Source organism: Streptomyces sp. SAI-135 (genome assembly GCF_029893805.1).
Taxonomy (GTDB): domain Bacteria; phylum Actinomycetota; class Actinomycetes; order Streptomycetales; family Streptomycetaceae; genus Streptomyces.
Window position 1 is genome coordinate 8,893,621 of sequence record NZ_JARXYP010000002.1, and the last position, 21,093, is coordinate 8,914,713.

At 70.0% G+C, this 21,093-nt stretch carries 22 protein-coding genes and 1 pseudogene; 19 read left to right on the forward strand and 4 right to left on the reverse strand.

Annotated features, from left to right (window positions below):
• The first annotated feature begins 110 nt into the window (after positions 1 to 110).
• The 13 genes from M2163_RS44795 to M2163_RS44855 all read left to right on the forward strand — a co-directional run bounded on the left by M2163_RS44795 (position 111) and on the right by M2163_RS44855 (position 13,286).
• Positions 111 to 917: a cyclase family protein gene (locus M2163_RS44795; protein ID WP_280896987.1), complete on the forward strand. Its 807-nt coding sequence runs from the start codon at positions 111 to 113 to the stop codon at positions 915 to 917.
• The gene (locus M2163_RS44800) at positions 914 to 2,563 is read left to right on the forward strand and encodes a thiamine pyrophosphate-binding protein (RefSeq protein ID WP_280896988.1); all 1,650 of its coding nucleotides are present in this window, start codon (positions 914 to 916) and stop codon (positions 2,561 to 2,563) included. The genes M2163_RS44795 and M2163_RS44800 overlap by 4 nt, the downstream gene beginning before the upstream one ends.
• 55 nt (positions 2,564 to 2,618) lie before the next feature.
• The gene (locus M2163_RS44805) at positions 2,619 to 3,773 is read left to right on the forward strand and encodes a thiolase family protein (RefSeq protein WP_280896989.1); all 1,155 of its coding nucleotides are present in this window, start codon (positions 2,619 to 2,621) and stop codon (positions 3,771 to 3,773) included.
• Entirely contained in the window at positions 3,770 to 4,081 is a 312-nt protein-coding gene (locus tag M2163_RS44810; RefSeq protein ID WP_280896990.1) for a zinc ribbon domain-containing protein, read from the forward strand. Before M2163_RS44805 ends, M2163_RS44810 begins: the two co-directional genes overlap by 4 nt.
• Positions 4,078 to 5,778 (forward strand): ATP-dependent acyl-CoA ligase, encoded by a 1,701-nt coding sequence (locus tag M2163_RS44815; protein ID WP_280896991.1) that lies wholly within the window; start codon positions 4,078 to 4,080, stop codon positions 5,776 to 5,778. Before M2163_RS44810 ends, M2163_RS44815 begins: the two co-directional genes overlap by 4 nt.
• Positions 5,775 to 7,229 (forward strand): 2-hydroxymuconic semialdehyde dehydrogenase, encoded by a 1,455-nt coding sequence (locus M2163_RS44820; RefSeq protein ID WP_280896993.1) that lies wholly within the window; start codon positions 5,775 to 5,777, stop codon positions 7,227 to 7,229. Before M2163_RS44815 ends, M2163_RS44820 begins: the two co-directional genes overlap by 4 nt.
• Complete coding sequence (locus M2163_RS44825; protein WP_280896994.1) at positions 7,230 to 8,039, forward strand: fumarylacetoacetate hydrolase family protein; 810 nt, start codon at positions 7,230 to 7,232, stop codon at positions 8,037 to 8,039.
• On the forward strand, positions 8,036 to 8,839 hold the full coding sequence (locus M2163_RS44830; protein ID WP_280896995.1) for a fumarylacetoacetate hydrolase family protein: 804 nt from the start codon (positions 8,036 to 8,038) through the stop codon (positions 8,837 to 8,839). Before M2163_RS44825 ends, M2163_RS44830 begins: the two co-directional genes overlap by 4 nt.
• On the forward strand, positions 8,832 to 9,272 hold the full coding sequence (locus M2163_RS44835; protein ID WP_280847089.1) for a RidA family protein: 441 nt from the start codon (positions 8,832 to 8,834) through the stop codon (positions 9,270 to 9,272). The genes M2163_RS44830 and M2163_RS44835 overlap by 8 nt, the downstream gene beginning before the upstream one ends.
• Complete coding sequence (locus M2163_RS44840) at positions 9,269 to 9,817, forward strand: 3-hydroxyanthranilate 3,4-dioxygenase (protein ID WP_280896996.1); 549 nt, start codon at positions 9,269 to 9,271, stop codon at positions 9,815 to 9,817. Before M2163_RS44835 ends, M2163_RS44840 begins: the two co-directional genes overlap by 4 nt.
• Positions 9,818 to 9,824: 7 nt before the next feature.
• Entirely contained in the window at positions 9,825 to 10,829 is a 1,005-nt protein-coding gene (locus M2163_RS44845; protein WP_280896997.1) for an amidohydrolase family protein, read from the forward strand.
• 373 nt (positions 10,830 to 11,202) lie between these two features.
• Positions 11,203 to 12,543, forward strand: a complete 1,341-nt coding sequence (locus M2163_RS44850; RefSeq protein WP_280896998.1) for an MFS transporter — start codon at positions 11,203 to 11,205, stop codon at positions 12,541 to 12,543.
• A 134-nt stretch (positions 12,544 to 12,677) separates the two neighbouring features.
• On the forward strand, positions 12,678 to 13,286 hold the full coding sequence (locus M2163_RS44855) for a flavodoxin family protein (protein WP_280896999.1): 609 nt from the start codon (positions 12,678 to 12,680) through the stop codon (positions 13,284 to 13,286).
• Positions 13,287 to 13,293: 7 nt separating this feature from the next.
• Here the strand turns inward: M2163_RS44855 and M2163_RS44860 are convergent, their stop codons facing one another.
• Positions 13,294 to 13,671 (reverse strand): MerR family transcriptional regulator, encoded by a 378-nt coding sequence (locus M2163_RS44860; protein WP_280847084.1) that lies wholly within the window; start codon positions 13,669 to 13,671, stop codon positions 13,294 to 13,296.
• Between the two features lie 75 nt (positions 13,672 to 13,746).
• Between M2163_RS44860 and M2163_RS44865 the strand changes: the two genes are divergently transcribed.
• From M2163_RS44865 to M2163_RS44880, 4 genes are all read left to right on the forward strand, one after another.
• Positions 13,747 to 14,475: an SDR family oxidoreductase gene (locus tag M2163_RS44865; protein WP_280897000.1), complete on the forward strand. Its 729-nt coding sequence runs from the start codon at positions 13,747 to 13,749 to the stop codon at positions 14,473 to 14,475.
• Between the two features lie 415 nt (positions 14,476 to 14,890).
• Positions 14,891 to 15,697, forward strand: coding sequence for an SDR family NAD(P)-dependent oxidoreductase (locus M2163_RS44870; RefSeq protein WP_280897001.1), 807 nt, complete (start codon positions 14,891 to 14,893; stop codon positions 15,695 to 15,697).
• A 378-nt stretch (positions 15,698 to 16,075) separates the two neighbouring features.
• Positions 16,076 to 16,267, forward strand: a complete 192-nt coding sequence (locus M2163_RS44875; protein WP_280897002.1) for a hypothetical protein — start codon at positions 16,076 to 16,078, stop codon at positions 16,265 to 16,267.
• A gap of 34 nt (positions 16,268 to 16,301) precedes the next feature.
• Positions 16,302 to 16,469 carry a hypothetical protein gene (locus M2163_RS44880; protein ID WP_280847080.1) on the forward strand — a complete coding sequence of 56 codons (168 nt, stop codon included), beginning with the start codon at positions 16,302 to 16,304 and terminating at the stop codon, positions 16,467 to 16,469.
• A gap of 226 nt (positions 16,470 to 16,695) precedes the next feature.
• Here M2163_RS44880 and M2163_RS44885 read toward each other — a convergent pair whose 3' ends face one another.
• Positions 16,696 to 17,979, reverse strand: coding sequence for an MFS transporter (locus tag M2163_RS44885; RefSeq protein ID WP_280897003.1), 1,284 nt, complete (start codon positions 17,977 to 17,979; stop codon positions 16,696 to 16,698).
• Between the two features lie 76 nt (positions 17,980 to 18,055).
• Between M2163_RS44885 and M2163_RS44890 the strand changes: the two genes are divergently transcribed.
• Both M2163_RS44890 and M2163_RS44895 read left to right on the forward strand, forming a co-directional pair.
• On the forward strand, positions 18,056 to 18,622 hold the full coding sequence (locus tag M2163_RS44890; RefSeq protein ID WP_280847078.1) for a TetR/AcrR family transcriptional regulator: 567 nt from the start codon (positions 18,056 to 18,058) through the stop codon (positions 18,620 to 18,622).
• 105 nt (positions 18,623 to 18,727) lie between these two features.
• Positions 18,728 to 18,950, forward strand: a pseudogene (locus tag M2163_RS44895) (aminoglycoside phosphotransferase family protein); the annotation flags it as partial.
• Between the two features lie 121 nt (positions 18,951 to 19,071).
• Here M2163_RS44895 and M2163_RS44900 read toward each other — a convergent pair.
• Positions 19,072 to 19,440, reverse strand: coding sequence for a signal peptidase I (locus M2163_RS44900; RefSeq protein ID WP_280897004.1), 369 nt, complete (start codon positions 19,438 to 19,440; stop codon positions 19,072 to 19,074).
• A 35-nt stretch (positions 19,441 to 19,475) separates the two neighbouring features.
• Positions 19,476 to 20,786 (reverse strand): glycoside hydrolase family 30 beta sandwich domain-containing protein, encoded by a 1,311-nt coding sequence (locus tag M2163_RS44905; protein ID WP_280897005.1) that lies wholly within the window; start codon positions 20,784 to 20,786, stop codon positions 19,476 to 19,478.
• Positions 20,787 to 21,093: the final 307 nt, after the last annotated feature.

Genomic DNA, 21,093 nt, shown 5'->3' on the forward strand with positions numbered 1-21,093 from the left:
GGCTCGACATCTCTCCGTAACATGGTGTTGGGCTCCGGTATAGCCAAACACGAATAGCGGCGACCGGAGAAGCATTAGTCAAGGCCGAATCCCTGCCAAAGGATGAGGCCATGTCTTCGACACTCTCCGCAGACGGCCCGCTGGGCGGCCTGACGTCCGCTCTGGCCTCCGGCGGCGTCGAGGTGGTCGACCTGACCGCCCTCCTGTCGCCGTCGACGCCCGTGCTCGACCTTCCGCCGGACATGGCGCCGATCCCTCACTTCGAGCTGGAGGAGCTCGCGCGCTACGACGAGCGGGGGCACACCTCCTACCAGAACGGCATTCACACCGGCGAGCACGTGGGCACCCACTTCGACGCCCCGTGCCACTGGATCACCGGCGCCGACAAGGGGGACGTCGCTCACGTACCGGTCCCGCGCCTGGTGGCTCCCGCTGTCGTGATCGACAAGACCGCCGAGTGCGCCGCCGATCCCGACTTCCTGCTGACCGTCGAGCACCTCCAGGAGTGGCAGCAGCACAACGGCCCGCTCCCGAAGGGCGGCTGGCTGCTCTACCGGACCGGCTGGGCCGCCCGCTCGCACGATCAGCAGCTGTTCCTCAACGCCGACGAGAACGGGCCGCACACACCCGGCATCACGGCCGAATGCGCCCGCTGGCTGGCCGAGGAGTCACCGATCGTCGGACTCGGAGTGGAGACCGTCGGGACCGACGCCGGGCAGGCGTTCACCTTCACCCCGCAGTTCCCGGCACACCACTACCTGCTGGGCGCGGGCAAGTACGGAGTCACCCAGTTGCGGAACCTCGACCGGCTGCCCGTCACCGGCGCCGTCCTGATCGTCGCTCCGCTCCGCATCGTCGGAGGGTCCGGCAGTCCGGCGCGGGTTCTGGCTCTCATGGAGAACGGAGAGGCCCAGTGACCGAGCTGGTCCACGAAGCCATCGGCAGGCAGCTCACCGATCTCGGAGTCCGGACGGTCTTCGGCGTGGTCGGCAGCGGCAACTTCCACTTCACCGACGCCATGGTGCGGGGCGGCGCACGGTTCGTCGCCGCTCGTCACGAAGGCGGCGCGGCCACCATGGCGGACGCCTACGCCCGGATGTCCGACGAGGTCGCCGTGCTCTCCCTGCACCAGGGCTGCGGCTACACCAACGCCCTCACCGGAATCACCGAGGCCGCGAAGAGCAGGACGCCGCTGCTGGTGCTGACCGCCGAAGCCGCCGACCCCACCTCGAACTTCGCGCTCGACCAGGCGGCGATCGCCACCGGGATCGGGGCGGTCGCCCTGCGCGTCCGGTCTCCCAGGACCGCCCTCGACGATGTGGCACGGGCCTTCGCGATCTGCCGCCACCAGCGGCGCACGGTCGTCCTGAACGTTCCCATCGACGTGCAGGACGCGCCCCTGGAGGCAGCGGCCCCGGCCCGGGAGTACCGCCAGGTCGCCGAACCGCGGCCCGACGACAGTGAGACAGCCGCCTTCGCCCAGCTGCTGGAACGCGCCGAACGACCGGTCTTCGTCGTCGGACGCGGCGGCCGTTCCCCGGGCTCCCGGGACGCCGTCCGTGAACTGGCCGCCGAGGCGGGCGCGCTCCTGGCCACCTCCGCCGTCTCCCGCGGGATGTTCAACGGCGACGACTGGAACATCGACGTCTCCGGTGGCTTCTCCTCGCCACTGACGGCCGAACTCGTCTCCGGCGCCGACCTGGTGGTGGGATTCGGCTGCGCCCTGAACATGTGGACCATGCGGCACGGCAGGCTCATCGCGCCGGACGCGACCGTCGTCCAGGTCGACATCGAACCGGGGGCCATCGGCGTCCACCGTGACGTGGACCTCGGTCTGTGGGGCGGTGTCGCGGCGACGGCCCGGGCCACGGCCGCGTGGCTGCGCGCGAACTCCCGCGGCGGGCGCACGGGTTACCGCACTGAGGACGTGGCCGATCGGATCCGCTCCGGTCTGCGCTGGAACCAGGTCGGATTCGAGGACGCGTCGGCGGACGGACGGGTCGACCCCCGCAGCCTGAGCGTCGCCCTCAACGACATCCTGCCCACAGAGCGGATCGTCTCCGTGGACTCGGGCAACTTCCTCGGCTACCCGAGCATGTACCTCGACGTGCCCGACGAGTACGGGTTCTGCTTCACTCAGGCGTTCCAGTCCGTCGGCCTGGGCCTGGCGACCGCGATCGGTGCCGCGCTGGCGCAGCCCGGCCGGCTGCCCGTGGCCGGCTGCGGCGACGGCGGCTTCCTGATGGGCCTGTCGGAGCTGGAGACCGTCGTACGGCTGGGCCTGCCCATGCTGATCGTCGTCTACAACGACGCCATGTACGGCGCCGAGGTGCATCACTTCGGGGCCGGCACGAGCGGCCTCGACTCGGTGACCTTCCCCGACACGGACATCGCGGCGCTCGCGCGGGGACACGGGTGCGACGCGCTGACCATCCGTCGGCCCGAGGACACGCACGCCGTCAAGGAGTGGCTGTCGGCCGGTCCCGTCCGTCCCCTGGTGCTGGACGCCAAGATCACCTCGGACGGGGGGTCCTGGTGGCTGCACGAAGCCTTCGGGCACTGAGGCACCCCGGCATGAATCCCCCCGACCGCGTCACGACATGGGAGAGCGAGCTCTGATGGGAAAGACGACAAGCGGCGTCTCCGTCATCGGCGCCGGCGAGTCGCCCTACACCCGGCATCCGGCATCCGGCACGACCACGCAAGGGGTGCTCGCCGACGCCGTACGCCGCGCACTCGCCGACGCGAACCTCAAGACCGCCGACGTCGACGGCTTCGCCGCGTGCAGCTTCACCCTCGGCCCGGACCACGCCGTCGACCTGGCCTGGCGGCTCGGACTGCGGCTGCGCTGGCTGATGCAGGACACCAACGGCGGGGCGAGCGCCGGCACGATGCTGCAACACGCCGTGCGGGCCGTGGAGTCCGGCGACGCCTCGGTCGTGGTGCTCGTGGCCGGCGACCTGATGGACCAGCAGGTGCATCTGAAGATGGTGGCCGAGTACAACCGGGCGACCGCAGAAAACCTGGTTCCGCTGGACATGCTCGGACCGAACGCCCTCTTCGCGCTGCTGACCCAGCGTCAGATGGAAGCCGAAGGGCTCACGCGTACTGACTACGGTCGGCTCGCGGTGGCGCAACGCGCCTGGGCGGCCCTCAACCCGGGGGCCGTGTACCGAACGCCGTTGACGCTCGACGACTACCTGAACGCTCCCATGGTCGCCGAACCCCTCGGCCGCTACGACTGCGTACCGCCGGTCACGGGCGCCGATGCCGTGGTGGTCGCAGCCGACGAACGGGCCGCGGGCACGCGGCGCGCCAGGGTGCTGGCCGTATCGGCCCGTTACAACAGCGACGACCAGACGGGCGACGGCCTGGTCACCGGCCTGGCCGACTGCGCCCCCGAGTTCTGGGACACCGCGGGTCATGGACCCGCCGACGTCGAGGTGGTCAGCGTGTACGACGACTACCCGGCCATGGCGCTCGCCCAGCTCAAGGACCTCGGGCTGGTCGCCGGCGGTGAGATGCCGGCCTTCATCGCCGAGCGTCTCGCCACCCGCAAGCTCGCCGTCAACACCTCCGGCGGACAGCTCTCGGCGGGCCAGCCGGGTTCTGCGGGAGGCATGCACGGGCTCGTGGAGATCGTCCGGCAGCTGCGCGGCCAGGCCGGGCAGCGACAGGTCGACGCCCGTCTCGGCCTGTTCAGCGGGTACGGGATGGTGCTCTACCGCTACGGCGCGTGTGCCACCGCCGGGCTCCTGGAGGCGGCCGCATGAGTGTGACCGTGCAGAACTGCCGCACCTGCGGCGGCCAGTGGTTCCCCGCCCGGCTGCTGTGTCCCCGCTGCGGCGGCGCCGACCTGGCGCCCCGAAGCGTCGAGCGGGGGGTGGTCGAGCAGCTGACCCATCTCGGTGACGTCGTCATCGCATCGGTGGCCTGCGACCCCGAACCGCTGCTCGTGGCCAGGTTGCACGGCCCGGTCGAGGTCGGTGACGTCGTGGAGCTCACCGACCGCCCCGAACCGTCCGGCCGTTGCGTCGCCTTCGTACCGCCGAGCGGCATACCCCGAGAGGAGTTGTCATGAGCGACGTCACCGGCATCCCCGACGTCCACGGCATGCCCGGCCTCACCGGCACCCCTGACGTCCACGGCATGCCCGCCCTCACCGGCACCCCCGACCCCAGCCGTGCGAGCGTCCCCGGACTGCTGAAGTGGCGCGCGGAAACCACCCCGGACAGCATCCTGCTGCGCTGCGGTGACACGCAAAGGACCGCCGCCCAGATGTTGGAACAGGTGGCCGTCACCGGAGGTTTGCTGCGTCGGCACGGGGTGGAGCAGGGAGACCGGGTGGCGCTGATGGCGTCCAACCGGGCTGAGTTGCTGGACCTGATCCTGGGCTGCGCGTGGATCGGTGCCGTCGCGGTGCCGATCAACACCGCCGCGCGGGGTGAGCAGCTCCATCACATCCTGACCAACTCGCAGGCCGAGCTGCTGGTTCTGGAACACCCCTTCCTCCCCCAGGTGGAGGCGTTGCCGAGCACCGCCGAGCTGCGCCAGATCTGGCTGCTGGACGAGGACGAGGCCGTATCGGTGCTGCCGGTCCCCGTCGACGTGATCCCGGACGACGGCCTGGCCGTGGAGCCCGTCGCGGTCGGTCCCGGCCATCCCGCGGTGATCCTCTACACCTCGGGCACCACCGGGGTCTCCAAGGGAGTGGTCTGCCCGCACGCCCAGTTCTACTGGTGGGGCCGCAACGTCACCGCCCAGCTCGGCATCACCTCGGCCGACGTGCTGCACACCTGCCTGCCGCTGTTCCACACCAACGCCCTGAACGCCTTCAGCCAGGCGCTGGTCAGCGGTGCCCAGTACGTCATCGGCCCGCGCTTCTCGGCCTCCCGTTTCTGGTCGGACGTGACGGCCAGCGGGGCGACCTTCACCTATCTGCTCGGCGCCATGATCAGCATCCTGGCGGGCCGACCGCCCGGCGAGCACGATCGGGCGCACCGGGTGACCGCGGCACTGGCGCCGGCCACCCCCGCCGGGCTGCTCCGCGAGTTCGAGGAACGGTTCGGTGTCGTCCTCATCGACGGCTACGGCTCGACCGAGACCAACGCGGTCATCTCCGCGAGCCGCACCGAACAGCGGCCGGGATACGTCGGACGCCTCCAGGAGGGCTTCGCCGCCCGGATCGTCGACGAGAACGGGCTCGCCGTGCCCCCTGGCACACCGGGCGAACTGCTGCTGCGCAGCGAGCAGCCCTTCGCCTTCGCCTCCGGCTACCACCGCATGCACGAGGCCACCGTCGCCGCGTGGCAGGACCTGTGGTTCCACACCGGTGACCGCATGGTGATCGAGGCGGACGGGTGGATCAGGTTCGTCGACCGCATCAAGGACGTGATCCGCCGGCGCGGCGAGAACATCTCCTCGGTCGAGGTCGAGAGCGTCCTCGCCCAGCATCCCGGGGTCCGTGACGTCGCGGTGTACGCGGTGGACTCCGAACTCGGCGAGGACGAGGTGATGGCCGCCGTCGTCCCGGTCGACGGGCACAAGATCGACTTTGTCGAGCTGGTGGCCTTCTGCGAGCCCCGGCTCGCCTATTACGCCATTCCCCGCTTCGTGGCGCTGTGCCCGGAACTCCCGCTGACCGAGAACGGCAAGGTCCGCAAGACCGTGCTGCGGGAGTGGGGAGCCGGCCGCGCCGACTGGGACCGCGACGCGGCAGGCGTCGTACTGCGGCGCGAACAGCCCAGCACGGTCCGCTCGGAAGGAGCCTCTGCATGACCGAATACCGCAACTTCGTCGGTGGCCAATTCCTCGACGGGGCAAGCCTGTTCGACGACATCAATCCCGTGGACGGCACCCTCGTCGCCCGGGTGCACGAGGCGGACGCGTCCGTCGTCGACTGCGCGGTCCGCGCGGCTCGCACAGCCCTCGGCGGGCCGTGGGGCCGGATGACGGTGGCCGACCGGTGCCGCCTCATGCGGGCCGTGGCCGACGAGATCGACCGGCGGGCAGGCGACCTGCTGGCCGCCGAGGTCGCCGACACCGGCAAGCCCGAAGCCGGCGCCCGCGAACTGGACATCACACGGGCCGCCGCGAACTTCCGCAGCTTCGCCGATGTCGTGGCCGCGGAGGGCGTCGAGTCCTTCCTCCTCGAACACGGCGAGGGGCGCCAGGCCCTGAACTACGCGGTCCGCAAGCCGATCGGCGTGGTGGCCGCCATCGCCCCGTGGAACCTTCCGCTGCTCCTGTTGACGTGGAAACTCGCCCCGGCGCTGGCCACCGGCAACACGGTCGTCGTCAAGCCGTCGGAGGAGACGCCCGGTTCGGCCACCGTACTGGCCGAGATCATGACGGCCGCGGGCGTGCCCGACGGCGTCTTCAACCTCGTCCACGGCTTCGGCGCCGGCTCGGCGGGCGAACTGCTGACGACGCACCCGGGCATCGACGGGGTCACCTTCACCGGCTCCTCCGCCACCGGCGCCGGCATCATGAAGGCGGTGGCACCCCGCGTGCGACCAGTGTCCTTCGAACTGGGCGGCAAGAACGCGGCGTTGGTGTTCGCGGACGCCGACCTGGACGCGACCGTCGAAGGGCTAACCCGTTCGGTCTTCGCCAACACCGGCCAGGTGTGCCTGTGCACCGAGCGCGTCTACATCGAGCGTTCGGTCTTCGACGAGGTCAGCGAGCGGCTGGTCGAGCGCGCCCAGTCCCTGCGGCTCGGACGCCCCTCCGATCCCGCCACCACCACCGGGCCGGTCATCTCGGCCGAACACCAGCGCAAGGTCCTCGGCTACTTCGACCTCGCCGAGCGGGCCGGCGCGACGGTCCTCACCGGCGGCGGAACGGCCAAGGTGGACAGCGACCTCGCCGGCGGCTTCTGGGTCGAGCCGACCCTGTGGACCGGTCTGACGAACTCGGACCGTGTCGTGCGCGAGGAGATCTTCGGTCCCGCCGCGGCCCTCATCCCCTTCGACACGGAGGAGGAAGCCGTCTGGCTCGCCAACGACACCGACTACGGCCTCGCCGCCTCCGTCTGGACGACCGACCTGTCCCGCGGGCACCGGGTCGCCCAGCGCATGGACGTAGGGATCGCGTGGGTGAACACCTGGTTCCTGCGCGAACTGCGCTCGCCCTTCGGTGGCAGGGGACTGTCCGGCATCGGCCGGGAGGGCGGTCGGCACTCCCTGGACTTCTACACGGAACCGACCAACGTCTGCGTGGCGATCTGAATGAGCATCCCTACCGAAACACCCACCGCCGACCGGCTCGCGGCAGCCGACCGGCTGGCAGCCGCGGCATCGTCGGGCACCCCGTGCGACCCCGTGCGCGACCTGATCGGCGCGCAGGACCTCGATGCGGCGTACGCCGTGCAGTCCGAGCTGACCGAGCGCCGGCTGGCGGCCGGAGCACGGATCGTGGGACGCAAGATCGGCCTGACGGCACAGGCCGTGCAGCAGCAGTTCGGAGTGCACCAGCCGGACTTCGGCGTCCTTCTGGACGACATGGTGCACTCGGACTCCGCGGTGCTGCCCCTGGGCGCCTTCATCGCACCACGCGTCGAGGGCGAGATCGCGTTCGTGCTGGGGGCCGACCTGGAGGACCCGCGGACCACCGTCGTCGACGTGCTGCGTGCGACCGAGTACCTGCTGCCGGCCATCGAGGTCGTCGACTCGCGCATCCGCGACTGGGACATCTCCCTCGCCGACACCGTGGCCGACAACGCCTCCTCCGGAGCGGTCGTCCTCGGCACCGCCGCCTACGACCCGGTCGGGCTCGACCTCACCGAGGTGGCGATGACGCTGGAGCACGCCGGCGAGCCGGTCTCCACCGGCACGGGTGCGGCCTGCCTCGGTTCCCCGGTCAACGCCGTGGTGTGGCTGGCCCGCGAGTGTGCCGCCCGGGGCCGCCACCTGACCGCCGGGGAAGTGATCCTCTCCGGCGCACTCGGGCCGATGGTCCCGGTCGACGGACCGGGGCACCACCGGGTCGACATCTCCGGTCTCGGACACGTCGCAGTGCACTTCGAGGAGACAGCGTGACAGCGCACACGGCGGCCCTCGCGCCGCACATCGAGGACGTCGTCGACCGGCTGGAGCGCGCCGAGACGACACGGACCCCGGTCGGTGACGACGGCACCTGGCCCGCCCTCACCCTGGACGAGGCCTACACCGCGCAGGCGGCCCTGTTCGCACGCCGCACGGCGCGAGGCGAGCACGAGGCAGGTCTCAAGCTCGGCTTCACGAGCGCGGCCAAGATGCGGCAGATGGGCGTCTCGGACCTCATTGTCGGCCGCCTCTCCGATGCCATGCGGATCGCCGAGGGCGACGTCCTGGACCGTACGGCCCTCATCCATCCCCGGGTCGAGCCGGAGGTGGTCTTCCGCGTCGCTCGCGATGTCGACCTTTCCGACCCGGACGCCGATCTCGCGTCCTCGATCGACGCCGTCGCCCCCGCGATGGAGATCATCGACTCGCGCTACGAGGGCTTCAAGTTCGACCTGCCACGTGTCGTCGCGGACAACACGTCGGCCGCCCGGTACGTCACCGGCGCGTGGGTCCCCCTCGACCCGCGGGCACTGGGCAACCTCGCCGTCACCCTGCGCGTGGACGGACGGGACACGGCCTTCGGCTCGACGTCGGCCATCCTCGGCCACCCGATGCGCACCCTCACACGCCTCCAGTCACTCGGCGCCCGCCTCGGACTGCGCCTGCGGGCCGGAGCCGTGGTGCTCGCCGGAGCGGCGACGGCCGCCGTCCCCCTGCCCGTCGGCCATGTCGAGGTCGCGATCTCCACCCTCGGGCGCGCCGGCATCCAGGTCGAAGGAGCACACCATGAGTGAGGCCTACCTCCTGGACGGCAAGGCCCGCCCGCGCGGACGCTTCCCGCACGCCAAGCGAGCCGGGAACTTCGTGTACGTCTCCGGCACCAGCAGCCGGCTGCCGTCGAACGAGATCGTCGGCGCCCGCGTCGACGAACTGGGCACGGTCGATCTGGACATCCGCGCCCAGACCGCAGCGGTCATCGAGAACATCGCCGACATCCTGCGCCCGATCGGAGGCGGCCTCGACGACCTCGTCCAGGTGACCGCCTACCTCGTCTCCATGAACGACTTCGGCGGCTACAACGAGGTCTACGCACGCTACTTCGACGAGAACGGCCCGACCCGCACCACCGTGGCCGTCCATCAACTCCCGCATCCCCACCTGCTGATCGAGATCCAGGCGGTCGCCTGGATCGAGCCCGCCCGTGACACGACACAGGAGCAGCAATGACCGACACAGCCCCCGACACCACAGTCCGCGGCATCACTCCGGCCGTGAACTTCGCCGCCTGGATCAAGGACAACGAGCAGCTGCTCAAGCCTCCGGTCAACAACCAGGCGATCTTCACCGGCGACGACTTCATCGTCCAGGTCGTCGGCGGCCCCAACCAGCGCACCGACTTCCACGTGGATCCGTACGAGGAGTGGTTCCACCAGGTCAAGGGCGACATGCACGTCAACGTGATGACGGCGGACGGCGAACGGACCGTCCACATCAAGGAGGGCGAGACCTGGCTGCTGCCCCGCAACGTGCCGCACTCGCCCCAGCGCCCCCAGGCCGGATCCATCGGGGTCGTCATCGAGCGCATCCGCGAGGAGGGCACCCTGGAGAAGTTCCAGTGGTACTGCCCGAGTTGCTCGGCCCTGGTCCACGAGGTCGAGCTCCAGGTCCGTGACATCGTCGACGATCTGCCCCCGGTGTTCACCGCGTTCTACGAGGACGAGCAGGCCCGCACCTGCAAGGCCTGCGGAACACTGCACCCCGGCAAGGGCTGAGCCCGCGATGGCAGACATCATCGACGTGCACACGCACTACGTGCCCCGGGGGTGGCCGCAGCTGCCGGGAGCGGGCCCGAACCCCTGGTTCGACGTGCGGACCGAGAGCGAGGCGGTGATCATGGTCGGCTCGCGCGAGTTCCGCAAGGTCACCGCCAACGCGTGGGACGTGGAGACCCGGCTCGCCGAGATGGACGCCGACGGTGTCGAGGCGCAGGTCATGTCGCCGACACCGGTCTTCTTCTCGTACGACCGGGACCCCGCGGAGTCGGCGGCGGTCGCGCGGATCTTCAACGACCTGGCCCTGGAGATCGCCGCGGGCTCCCCGTCGCGGTTGATTCCCTTCTGCCAGGTGCCGTTGCAGGACACCGACGCCGCGTGCGCCGAACTCGAGCGCTGCATGGCCGCCGGCCACCGGGGTGTCGAGATCGGCAACCACGTCGGCGACCGTGATCTCGACGACGCCGGGATCGTGACGTTCCTCCAGCACTGCGCGGACCTCGGTGCACCGGTCTTCGTCCACCCCTGGGACATGACCTCCTCGGTCCGTTCGGACCGGTGGATGGCGCAGTGGCTCGCCGGGATGCCCGCCGAGACCCACCTGTCGATCCTCGCGATGATCCTCGGCGGCACCTTCGACCGCGTCTCGGACGAGCTGAAGATCTGCTTCGCGCACGGCGGCGGATCGTTCGCCTTCTGGCTGGGGCGCGTGGAGAACGCCTGGCACCGACGCCACGACGTGATCGGCACCTCCGCCGCACCTCCCTCGCACTACCTGGACCGCTTCTCGGTGGATTCGGTCGTCTTCGACGAGCGGGCCCTGCGCCTCCTGGTCGACACGATGGGCGCGGAACGGGTCATGGTGGGAAGCGACTACCCGTACCCGCTCGGCGAGCGCCCGGTGGGCAACGTCGTCCGCACGGCCGGCTTCCTCGACGACCGCCGACGTGAGTTGGTGTTGTCCGGAAACGCGCGACGCTTCCTCGGCACCGCCGCCGTCGCGGCCGTATGAGAGGGCGTCGCCCCCGACACCGAGCGCCCGGCCCTTGAGACGAACCCGCACGGCGTCCTCGCCGGCCTGATCACCCCAGGCCTCACCTCGGCGAACTCCGCCACCCTGCCCGAGACGGCGACCACCCCCATCGCCCAGGCCACCCCCCCCGGACGACAGTCGACCTCCGCCGCCCACACCGCGGCCACCGTCGTCTCTCCCGCCCCCGAAACGGCACCGGCCGTCCCCGGACGGCTCTCGGCCGTCAACGGCGTTCTCCGAACCCGCCCGCGGGCGGTCCCCGCCCTGGCACACACCCATCCGCGACTGCCGCGACGTCATCAAGCGTTCCCAGACGTCCCGGTGGCCGCCGTCCTCACCCAGAGGTGACGAGATGAGCTCCATCACCCGGCACGAACTCGCAGCCCCACCTCAGTCGATCCGCAAGGTCGCCATCGCCAGCCTGGCCGGCACCGCACTCGAGTGGTACGACTTCTTCCTCTACGGCACCGCCTCCGCCCTGGTGTTCGGTCCCCTCTTCTTCCCCGGGACCAGCTCCCTCGCCGGCACGCTGGCCTCGTTCGGCACCTTCGCCGTCGGCTTCGCGGCCCGGCCCCTCGGCGGAATCGTCTTCGGTCACTTCGGGGACCGGCTCGGCCGCAAACCGATGCTGGTGATCACCCTGCTGGTCATGGGAGTCGCCACCTTCCTCATCGGAGCCCTGCCCACCTATGCGCAGATCGGGGTATGGGCACCGATCCTCCTCGTCCTGCTGCGGGTGCTCCAGGGCATCGCGGTCGGCGGCGAGTGGGGCGGAGGCGTCCTCATGATCACCGAGCGCGCTCCTGAAGGACGGCGCGGCTTCTACTCGGCGTGGAGCCAGGTCGGCATCAACCTCGGCTTCATCACGTCCGCCGGAGTCTTCGCCGCGGTCCAGACGATGTCCGACGAGGCGTTCCTGTCCTGGGGCTGGCGCATTCCCTTCCTCCTGGGAGCCATCCCGGCACTCGTCGGGCTCGTCATCCGCCTCAAGATCGAAGAGACGCCGGAATTCCAGACCGTCGAGCACGAGGGCGACAAGCAGCGCCTGCCCATCCTGCACGCCCTGCGCACCCACCCGCGCTCGATCCTCATCGCGGCAGGCGCCCGGATGGCGGAGAACGGCGGCTCCTACGTCTTCCTCGTCTTCAGTCTCGCCTACGGCAAGCACATCGGGGTCGACAGCGGCCTCCTGCTCACCGGCATCATCATCGCGAACGTCGTGGAAGGAGCCTCCATGGTCGGATTCGGCGCCCTCTCCGACCGCATCGGCCGCCGTCCCGTCTACATGGCCGGTGCCGCCACCCTCGTCGTCTTCGCGTTCCCCTTCTTCTGGCTCGTCGACACCGGCACCCCCGCCCTGGTCTGGCTCGCGTTCGTCATCGCCCTCGGCATCGGACACGGCGCCATGATCGGAACCCAGCCGAGCTTCTTCACCGAACTGTTCGGCAAGTCCTCCCGCTACAGCGCGATATCGCTGGGCCACGAGCTCGCCTCGGTGTTCGCCGGCGGTCTCTCACCGCTCATCGCGACCGCGCTCCTGGCGGCCACCAACTCCTCCTGGCCCATCTCGCTGTACCTCGTCGGCCTCGGCTGTGTCACGCTCGTCGCGGTCTACTTCGCCCGCGAGACGGTGCAGCGCGACGCCACGGCCACGCAGGCTCCGCGGCTGCAACCCGCTGACATGCACGACTAGCGCGCACCTGGCGCCCCGGCGCTCGTCGGCCACCTTCCGGCAGGCCGACGAGCAGTCCCAGCCTGGCACTCGCCCTGTTGGACCGGTTGGGTGCACGACGGGGTCGTCCGCCCGCAGAGGGGTACCGCTGTGTCATGAAGGCACTGGTGATCAACTGCACGCTCAAGAAGTCCCCCGAGCCGTCCAACACCGAGGCACTGGCCCAGGTCGTCGGCGACTGGCTGGCCGAGAACGCAGGCGTCGAGGTCGAGTACGTCCGCGCCGTGGATCTCGACATCCATCCCGGCGTGGTGAGTGAAGCCGTCGACGACGGCGACGACTGGCCCGCGGTGCACGCCAAACTGCTGCAGGCACAGATCCTCGTCATCGCGTCGCCGACCTGGCTCGGCCGGCCGTCCTCGGTCGCCCAGCGCGTTCTGGAACGCATGGACGCCATGCTTTCCGAGACCGACGACGACCGTCCCGTCGCCTACAACCGCGTCGCGGGAGTGGTCGTCACCGGGAACGAGGACGGGGCGCACCACGTGATCAGTGAGATCAACGGTGCTCTGTGCGATATCGGCTACACCGTGCCCGGCCAGTCGTGGACCTACTGGCATCTGGGTCCCGGGCCGGGCCCGGACTACCTCGACGACGGACGCGGTCACGACTGGGCGCACAAGACCGGCCGCGCGATGGCCGCCAACCTGTTGGGCACAGCGCGAGCGCTGGCCGCGAACCCACTGGGCGCTCCGCCCCAGTGAGGCTTGCCTACGGGTGCGTGTCCGTGATCGCGATGACCTCGTCGAGACGGTCCAGGGCGGCCTGCAGGTCGTCGACCTTGGCCTGGATGCGGTCGCGCTCCGCGCGCAGCATCGCTCGTTGCTCGCCGTCGGTGTGCCCGGTGTCCCAGCACGGAAGGAGTTCCGCGATCCTTCGGCTGGTCAGACCGGCGGCGAACATCTGCTGGAAGAAACGCACCAGGGTGACGGTGTCCTGCCGGTAGAGGCGCTGGCCGGACGGGCTGCGCTCCGCGACGAGCAGCCCCTGCTGCTCGTAGTAGCGCACGGCGCGTACCGAGACGCCGGCGCTCCGTGCCACCTCGCCGATGCGCACCAGCCGCTCGGCCGCCGCCTCCGTGACGGTCATGGTGATTCCTCTCGCCCGGATCCTGACGGTCAGCACTTGCCTCTGACGCCAGCGTCAGGTTTTAGCGTACCGGGCATGGACATCAACAACTCCGTCGCCCTTGTCACCGGAGCCAACCGCGGCCTGGGCCGCGCCTTCGCCCAGCGCCTGCTCGAACGGGGCGCCCACAAGGTCTACGCGACGGCCCGCCGACCGGAGACCGTGGACCTGCCCGGGGTCGAGGTGCTGCCCCTCGACATCACCGATCCCGCATCCGTGAGAGCCGCCGCCGAGGCCGCCCCGGACGTCTCGCTCCTCGTCAACAACGCGGGGATCAGTACGGGGACCGACCTGGTGACCGGTTCGCTGGACACCGTGCGGCACGAGCTGGAGACCAATATGTTCGGCCACCTGGGAATGATCCGGGAGTTCGCGCCGGCGCTCGCCAGGAACGGCGGGGGCGCGATCGTCAACGTCCTCTCCGCCATGTCGTGGTTCGGGGGCAAGGGCGCCAATGCCTACCACCTGACCAAGGCCGCCGCATGGGCCATGACCAATGGCGTCCGCCTGGAGCTCGCCGAGCAGGGCACGCTCGTCACAGCGGTACACCTCGGCCTGGCCGACACCGACATGGCGGCGGGCTGGCCCGTCGACAAGATCGCTCCGTCGGACCTGGCCGACGCGGCGCTCGACGGTGTCGAGGCGGGCTCCGCCGAGGTCCTCGCCGACCAGTGGAGTCGGGACGTCAAGTCCCGGCTGCCGCTGACGCCGGAAGAGTTCAACGCAGCGATGGACCGCGCCCTGGCGGCACTGACAGCGGCCTGAGGGGCCCCGAGCCGCGCTGACTTCCATGTGCTGCGCCTTACGCTCGGCCGATCAATGCTCCGTCCGCAGTTGTGGATCTTCCGCGCAAGCTGATGGGCCGAGGCCATGCCGCTGAGGGTGTTCAGCACGCTCCCTGCCCACCGGACCGCCGCTGTGAGCACCTGCCGCGGGGGAGCGATGGGCAGGGAGCGAACCCCGGAGCCCTTCGGCCCTGGTACACCGGGTCAGCTGGAGCCGGGCGGTCGGCCCCGCACGGCGGTCGGCGCGGGACCCCGCAGCGCCGAACCTGGACGAGACAGCACGGTCAGGCGCAACAGCGACTCCCGCGTGAATGCGACACGTGCTCCCAGGCGCCACGGCAGTAACAGCGACGTTCGCGAGGCTTGGCACAGGACAGGGTGGTTACTCGTCCGTCGTGACCGACACACGACCACTCGCTCTGATCACCGGCGCTTCCAGCGGGATCGGCCGGGAACTGGCCCGCCAGTTCGCGCTCCACGGCTACGACCTCGTGGTGAATGCCGAGGACGAATCGCTGGAGTCCGCCGCCCAGGATCTCCGGGAGTCGGGCGTCCAGGTCCGCGCGGTACGCGCCGACCTCCGGACCAACGAAGGACGCTTTCTGCTCCTGGACTCGCTCGACGGACTCACGGTCGACGTCGCCGTCCTGAACGCCGGGGTGGGCCAGGGCGGTGCCTTCGTGGACACCGACCTCGCCGACGATCAGGAGGTCATCGACCTCAACGTCACCGCGACCGTGCGGCTGGCCAAGCCGTTGCTGCGGGCCATGGTGGCGCGCCGTGCAGGGCGGCTCGCCTTCACCTCGTCCGTCGCCTCGACGATGCCCGGTTCCTTCCAGCCGGTCTACAACGCGTCCAAGTCGTTCGTGCAGTCCTTCGCCCAGGCACTGGCGGAAGAGGTGAAGGACACCGGCGTGACGGTCACCTCCTTCATGCCGGGCCCGACGGACACGGAGTTCTTTGACCGGGCGGGCATGGCGGACGACACCCGCATCGGGACCATGAAGAAGGACGACCCCGCACAGGTGGCCGAGCAGGCGTTCGAGGCGATCCTGAAGGGCGAGAAGAAGGCGCTGACCGGATCGCTGAAGACCAAGGCGCAGGGCCTGGCAGGGAAGGTGCTGCCCGACGGGCTCAAGGCGGCGGCCCACCGGCGGCTGGCCGAACCGGAAACGGGCAAGGCCCCCGACCGGACGGAATGAGACGGGGCAACCGTCGCCGCGCGCACGGCCCAGGCGCCGACACCAGGGCCGGTGGGTTGCAGCTCCAGGGTGGGCACGGCCCGTCCACTCCGGCCGTGTGGACGCCGAGGCGCTCGGCGTACCGGATTGCGGGTCGGCCTGGCACATCACCGCCGACCGGGTTCCGTGGGCAGGCGACGACGTTCCGGGTGTCACGCTGATCACGGCGTGCGCTCCGGCAACGAGCGACGGCGAGTGCGCCCTGCGACCGAGGTGGGTAAGGGTGCGCGTCGGCGAACCCACGGGGTAGGCCCCTGCCGCACGTTTCAAACGGAGCCTGCGCGCTACCCGTCTGATCGGCAAGCGTGCCTACGCGCAGGCCGAGCGAGGAGGAGAGCCATGTCGAACCCACAGCAGCCCGAACTGCGGCGCAGTGACAAGGGAGCTGGAACTCCGCAGGACAGTCAGTCCCGCAAGGCGGAACAGGCCACCCACGAGGGCGGTCATGCCCATGGCACGGACCGTGGGAACAAGGGGGGAGGCAGGGGTGGCGGCACCCCTCCCGAGCAGCAGCCGGATCACCCGGCCTGACCCGCCCCGTAGAACGAACGAGCAAGGAGGCCCCGTGACCGTCCCGGAGGAGAACCGTCCGAAGACGACGTCCACCGACGACATCGTCGAGACGCCGAACGAGAACACGCAGTCGCAGGGCGACGGCGCGACCGGACGCACCCTGCGCGAGGCGCTGGAGGAGGCCGGAATCAGCCCGGACGACGTGCGCGACGAAAGCTGACGCCTTCGGCGGACGAGCCGGCCTCGGCGGGGACGCGTGTCACGCGCATCACCGCCGGGGCCCCGGCCTGTGGGTGGCGGCCGGGACATGGTCACCGTCTGCGCAGGCGTGTCCTCCACTCTGCGGTCGTGACGCCGGGGACCTCGGTGGACGGCGACTCGCGCCCGGGCACCACGGTCGCCGCGGCTTCTTGCGAGACCGCGGCGACCGGTTTGCGGGCGCTTCCTCACGCCTGGGAAACGCCTGCGGTGGCGGGGGTACGGGCGGCGCGCAGGCGCTGGGCGAGCAGGGCGAGGGCGCAGAGGGCGGCGACCGTCGCCGCGTAGGTGACGAACGTGTCCTTGAGGCCGGCGTGAGTGGCGGCGACGCCGGCGATCACCGCTGGGATGCTGAAGGCCAGGTAGGAGATCACGAAGGCGACGGAGAGCAGTTCGCTGCGTTCGGCGGGGCGGGCTATGCGGGCCAGGGTGCCGAAGCTGGCGAGTGCGGAGCCGCCGAAGCCGACGCCCGCGATCGCGGTGCCGAGCGCGGCCGCGGTCAGGGAGTGCTCCTCCACGCCGGTCAGGGCGACGGCGGTGCCGGCCAGGAGCAGGGTCGCGCTGACGGCGAGGGTCCGGCCGACGGGCCAGCCGCGCAGGGCGAGCGCGGTGAGGAAGGCCGGTCCGGTGAGCAGGGTGACCACGAGTCCGCCGACGACGTGGCTGGAGAGACCGAACAGTCCGACGGCGACGGACGGGCCGAGGGAGAGGTAGAGGCCGCCGAGCGCCCAGCTGGCGATGAGGATCGGGACCAGGCTCAGCAGGTCGGCCCGCAGGTGGGGGGCGATGCGCAGGCGGGGCTGGAGGGAGCGGGCGGCACCGGGGCGGCGCAGCGAGGTCTCGGGCAGGGCCGACAGGAGGGCGCCGGCCACCACGAGGGCGGTGAGCAGCAGCACGTAGACGAGGCGGGTGGGGTGCGGCCCGTACTCGATGAGGAGCCCGCATCCGAGTGAGCCCAGTCCGAGTCCGAACGTGGGCGCGGTGCCCGTCACGAGTCCTGCCCGGTGAGGGGCGTGCGCGGGGTTGAGGTCGGACAGGGCGGCGCCGATCGTGGTCATGGCGGCCCCGGTGGCGATGCTCTGGATGAGGCGTGCCGTCAGCAGCAGGCCGACGTTGCCCGCGGTGAGGAACAGGACCATCGAGACGGCTTCGAGGGCGATGGCGGAGAGCAGGACCGGGCGGCGGCCGAGGTGGTCGGAGAGGGCGCCGAGGACGAGCAGCGCCGCGATCATGCCGAGGACGTAGACGGCGAAGACCGTGGTGAGGGTAGTGGGGGAGAAGTGCCATTCCTGCTGGTAGACGACGTAGAGCGGGGAGGGTGCGCTGGAGGCGGCCATGAACAGCACGAAGACGACCGCGAGGGAGGCGAAGGCGACGGGACGGCTCAGTCGTCGTCGCTTCTCCTGCGGTGGCGACACATGGTCGGTGGGTGGCACGGAGGACTGGAGCTGGGACGGGGCGGGACCGGACACGACGCGACTCCAAAAGCAGTGATCGATGCGTTTAGGACGCTACCACTAACGCAACGATCAGTGCGATAATTTCCCCATGGCTGAATCGTCGACCCAGGTACGTCCCGGAGGCCGCTCCGCGAAGGTGCGGGCGGCCGTCCACCGCGCCGTCGCGGACCTCCTCGCCGAGGAGGAAGCGGAGACCCTGACCCTGCCCGCCGTGGCCGCGCGCGCCGGCGTCCACCCCACCACCCTGTACCGACGCTGGGGCTCCACCGCCCAGCTCCTGAACGACGTCGCCACCAGCCGCTTCACCGACGACCTGGTCGTGCCCGACTCCGGCTCCCTGGCCGGCGACCTCCAGCGCTGGCTCGCCGACGTGGCCACCGACGTCGCCGACCCCGACACGCTCGCCCTCATGCGGGCGACCATCGGCTCCGGCCCGGCGGGCGGCTGCGCCTGCGTCGAGGACCGCCACCGCCAGCTCGGCGCGATCATCCGGCGCGAACAGGACCGTGGCGGTCAGGCGCTCGATGTCGAGACCGCGGCGGACTTCCTTCTCGGTCCGCTGTACTACCGCGCCGTTTTCACCCCCGAACCCGCCTCCGCCGACTGGGCCCGCACCTTGGTGGCCACCTATCTGGCGACACTGCGAGCGTCCTGAGGCGAAGCGCTCCCCGGCGGGGTGCCGCCAGCATCTGCACAGGCCCGCATCTGGCGTGAGCCGGTGCGCTTTCTGTGACGGAGGCAGGCAGAAAGCGGTCCGGAGGGTATCGTGGACTGGGTGGAGACGTCCTGGGGGCCCGCTGACCTGGAGCGACGACCCTGCTGATCACCTGTACTGGCGTGTGCTGGATGCGCTGGCTTTCGCACCGGACGCGGAGAAGGTCGCCGAGCCCTGGCGGGAGCTTGGGAGGGACGATCTGACGTCAGCCGTTCTCGGCCAGCGCCTGGAGGAGTACCTCCAGGCGCTCTTCAGCCAGTACGGCTGAGAGGCGCACGCCCTCCGACGCGCTCATCGGGGTCATGCACGACTGGGTCAATAAACGGCCGCTAGGCCCGGCAAGGGGCGATCCGGCGAACCGGACCACCCTTCGCCTCCTGAAGCTCGCGTCATTCCGGCGTGACGGCGTAACCGGCGACGGACGGCCAACGAACCGTCAACAACACCGATTCCTCTTCCGCGCACCATGAGTGGTCGACTCCGCGACCCCACACGACGTAATCGCCCTGCTTTTCGAGTACGACATTCCGCCCCGGGAATTCCACGCGAAACCGGCCGCTGATGAGCACCAGCAGAGCGGTCCGCTCCTCACCCCGCACCCACTCGGCCCGCTCCTCGCCGCGTGGATGGATCCCCCACTTGACCTCGACGGCTTCCGTGTGCCGAGGGTCGCTTTCGTCCTTGAAGTGGCCGAGAATCCAGCCTTGGTCCAGTGGCGCGTCGTGCCCCGCGTTTCCTACGTAGATACTGTCGGTCATGACCGGGGACAGTATCGGTGGACTCAGCGAGCCCGTCATCCGGTGACGAAGGTGGTCAGGCTCTGAGCCGGCAGCTGCGCTGTGAAGGAGCCGTTCGTCACGGTGATCCGGCTCTGGGACGCGAGGTTCCTGCTCGCGTCCGTCACCCAGGACGACACCCCGGACGAGGTGTTGTTCTGGAGGGTGAACTGCTGACTCACCGGTGAAGTCCCCTTGTTGACGGCCACGATGACCACACGGGAGCCGCTTCCCCTGTAGGCCGAGAGGTAGACGTTCTGCTGGGGATTCGCGGTGATCGCGATCCGCACATGTCCAGGGCGGACGAACTTCGAGAAGTGCGCCAGGCTCGCGCCGCGCTTGCTGATCCGGCCGTCCTCCCGCATGGGGCCGTAGCTGCGCCGGATGTACCACCACACGTATGCCTGGAACTCGGCGTCCACCAGGGCGCGATGGATGTGCTCCCCGACGTCGAGCGCCTGGGGCCAGAGATCGGCCGAGTCACTGCTGTTGGGGTAGTAGACCTCGGTCATCCACAGCTCCTTGCCCGCCCCCTTCTGCTTGAACAGGGGGTACGGGAAGTTCTGGAACGGCGTGCCGTAGAGGTGCGCCCCGAGGATGTCCGTGTTGGCGAGGGCCGCGGAGTCGTTGAGGATCGGGTCCGAGAAGCTCTTCACGTACTGGAAGGACTCCGGCGCGATCACCCTGGTGCTGATCGAGCCGGCGTTCTCGCGCAGGAACCTGGTCATCTCGCTCGGCGTCCACCAGGTCCAGTCATGTGCGTAGTCGGGTTCGTTCTGCACGGAGATGGCGTACAGGTCGACCCCGTTGCTGCGCATGAACGCGACGAAGTCGTTGAGGTGTTGCGCATAGGCGCTGTACATGGAGTAGCGGAGCCGCTTCGCGTTGGTCTGCTGGCCGTGGACGAACGTCTCGACCATCTGGGCGGGTGGATTCCAGGGTGACGCGAAGACGGTGACGCCGAGCTCGACCGCGCGCTTTGCCGTCGCGACCTCGCGGTTCCAGTTCGCCCGGTCCTCGGAGACGAAGATTCTCAGCATGGAGAGTCCGAGCTGTCCGTCGCCGTTGCCGAAGGCCGTGTCCCTCTGTGCAGCGGTCAGATCGCCGATCCAGAGCGGGTGGTTCATGCCGCCGAATCCGCGGATCGTCTGCCGCGTCGCGGACGGGTCGACGATCACCGCGGCGGCCGCCGCGGTCGCTGTGCGGGGAGCGCCCGCGGCCGGTGTCGTGGCGGCGAGCACCGGCAGAGCACTCATGGTCGCGAGGACGGCGCGACGACTGGGGTGCTCCGGTCTTGGTGTGCCGGATTCGTTGCGGCGTAACGACATTGCTCCTCCTTGTGGACTTCTCTCCCGAAATTTTCGATTCCTGATCAGGCGGCTATGGTCGAAATGGCCGAGCGAATGGGAATGGCGTGAGGCGGGTGGGTGCTACGGGTGTGGGAGAGCGCTTCCTTCTCGTCGAATATTTCGAGGAAGTGAACGATCGTGCGGCGGTGGTTGACCGTAGGTTCACCGTGTTCCGGCGTCAACCCTTTGGGCCACGCGCGGACGACATGCGCGGCGAGTTCAGGTCGTGTCGCCGACGTGACCGGGTATGGACCATCGAGTGAGCCGGTGAAGCGCACCCTTGACG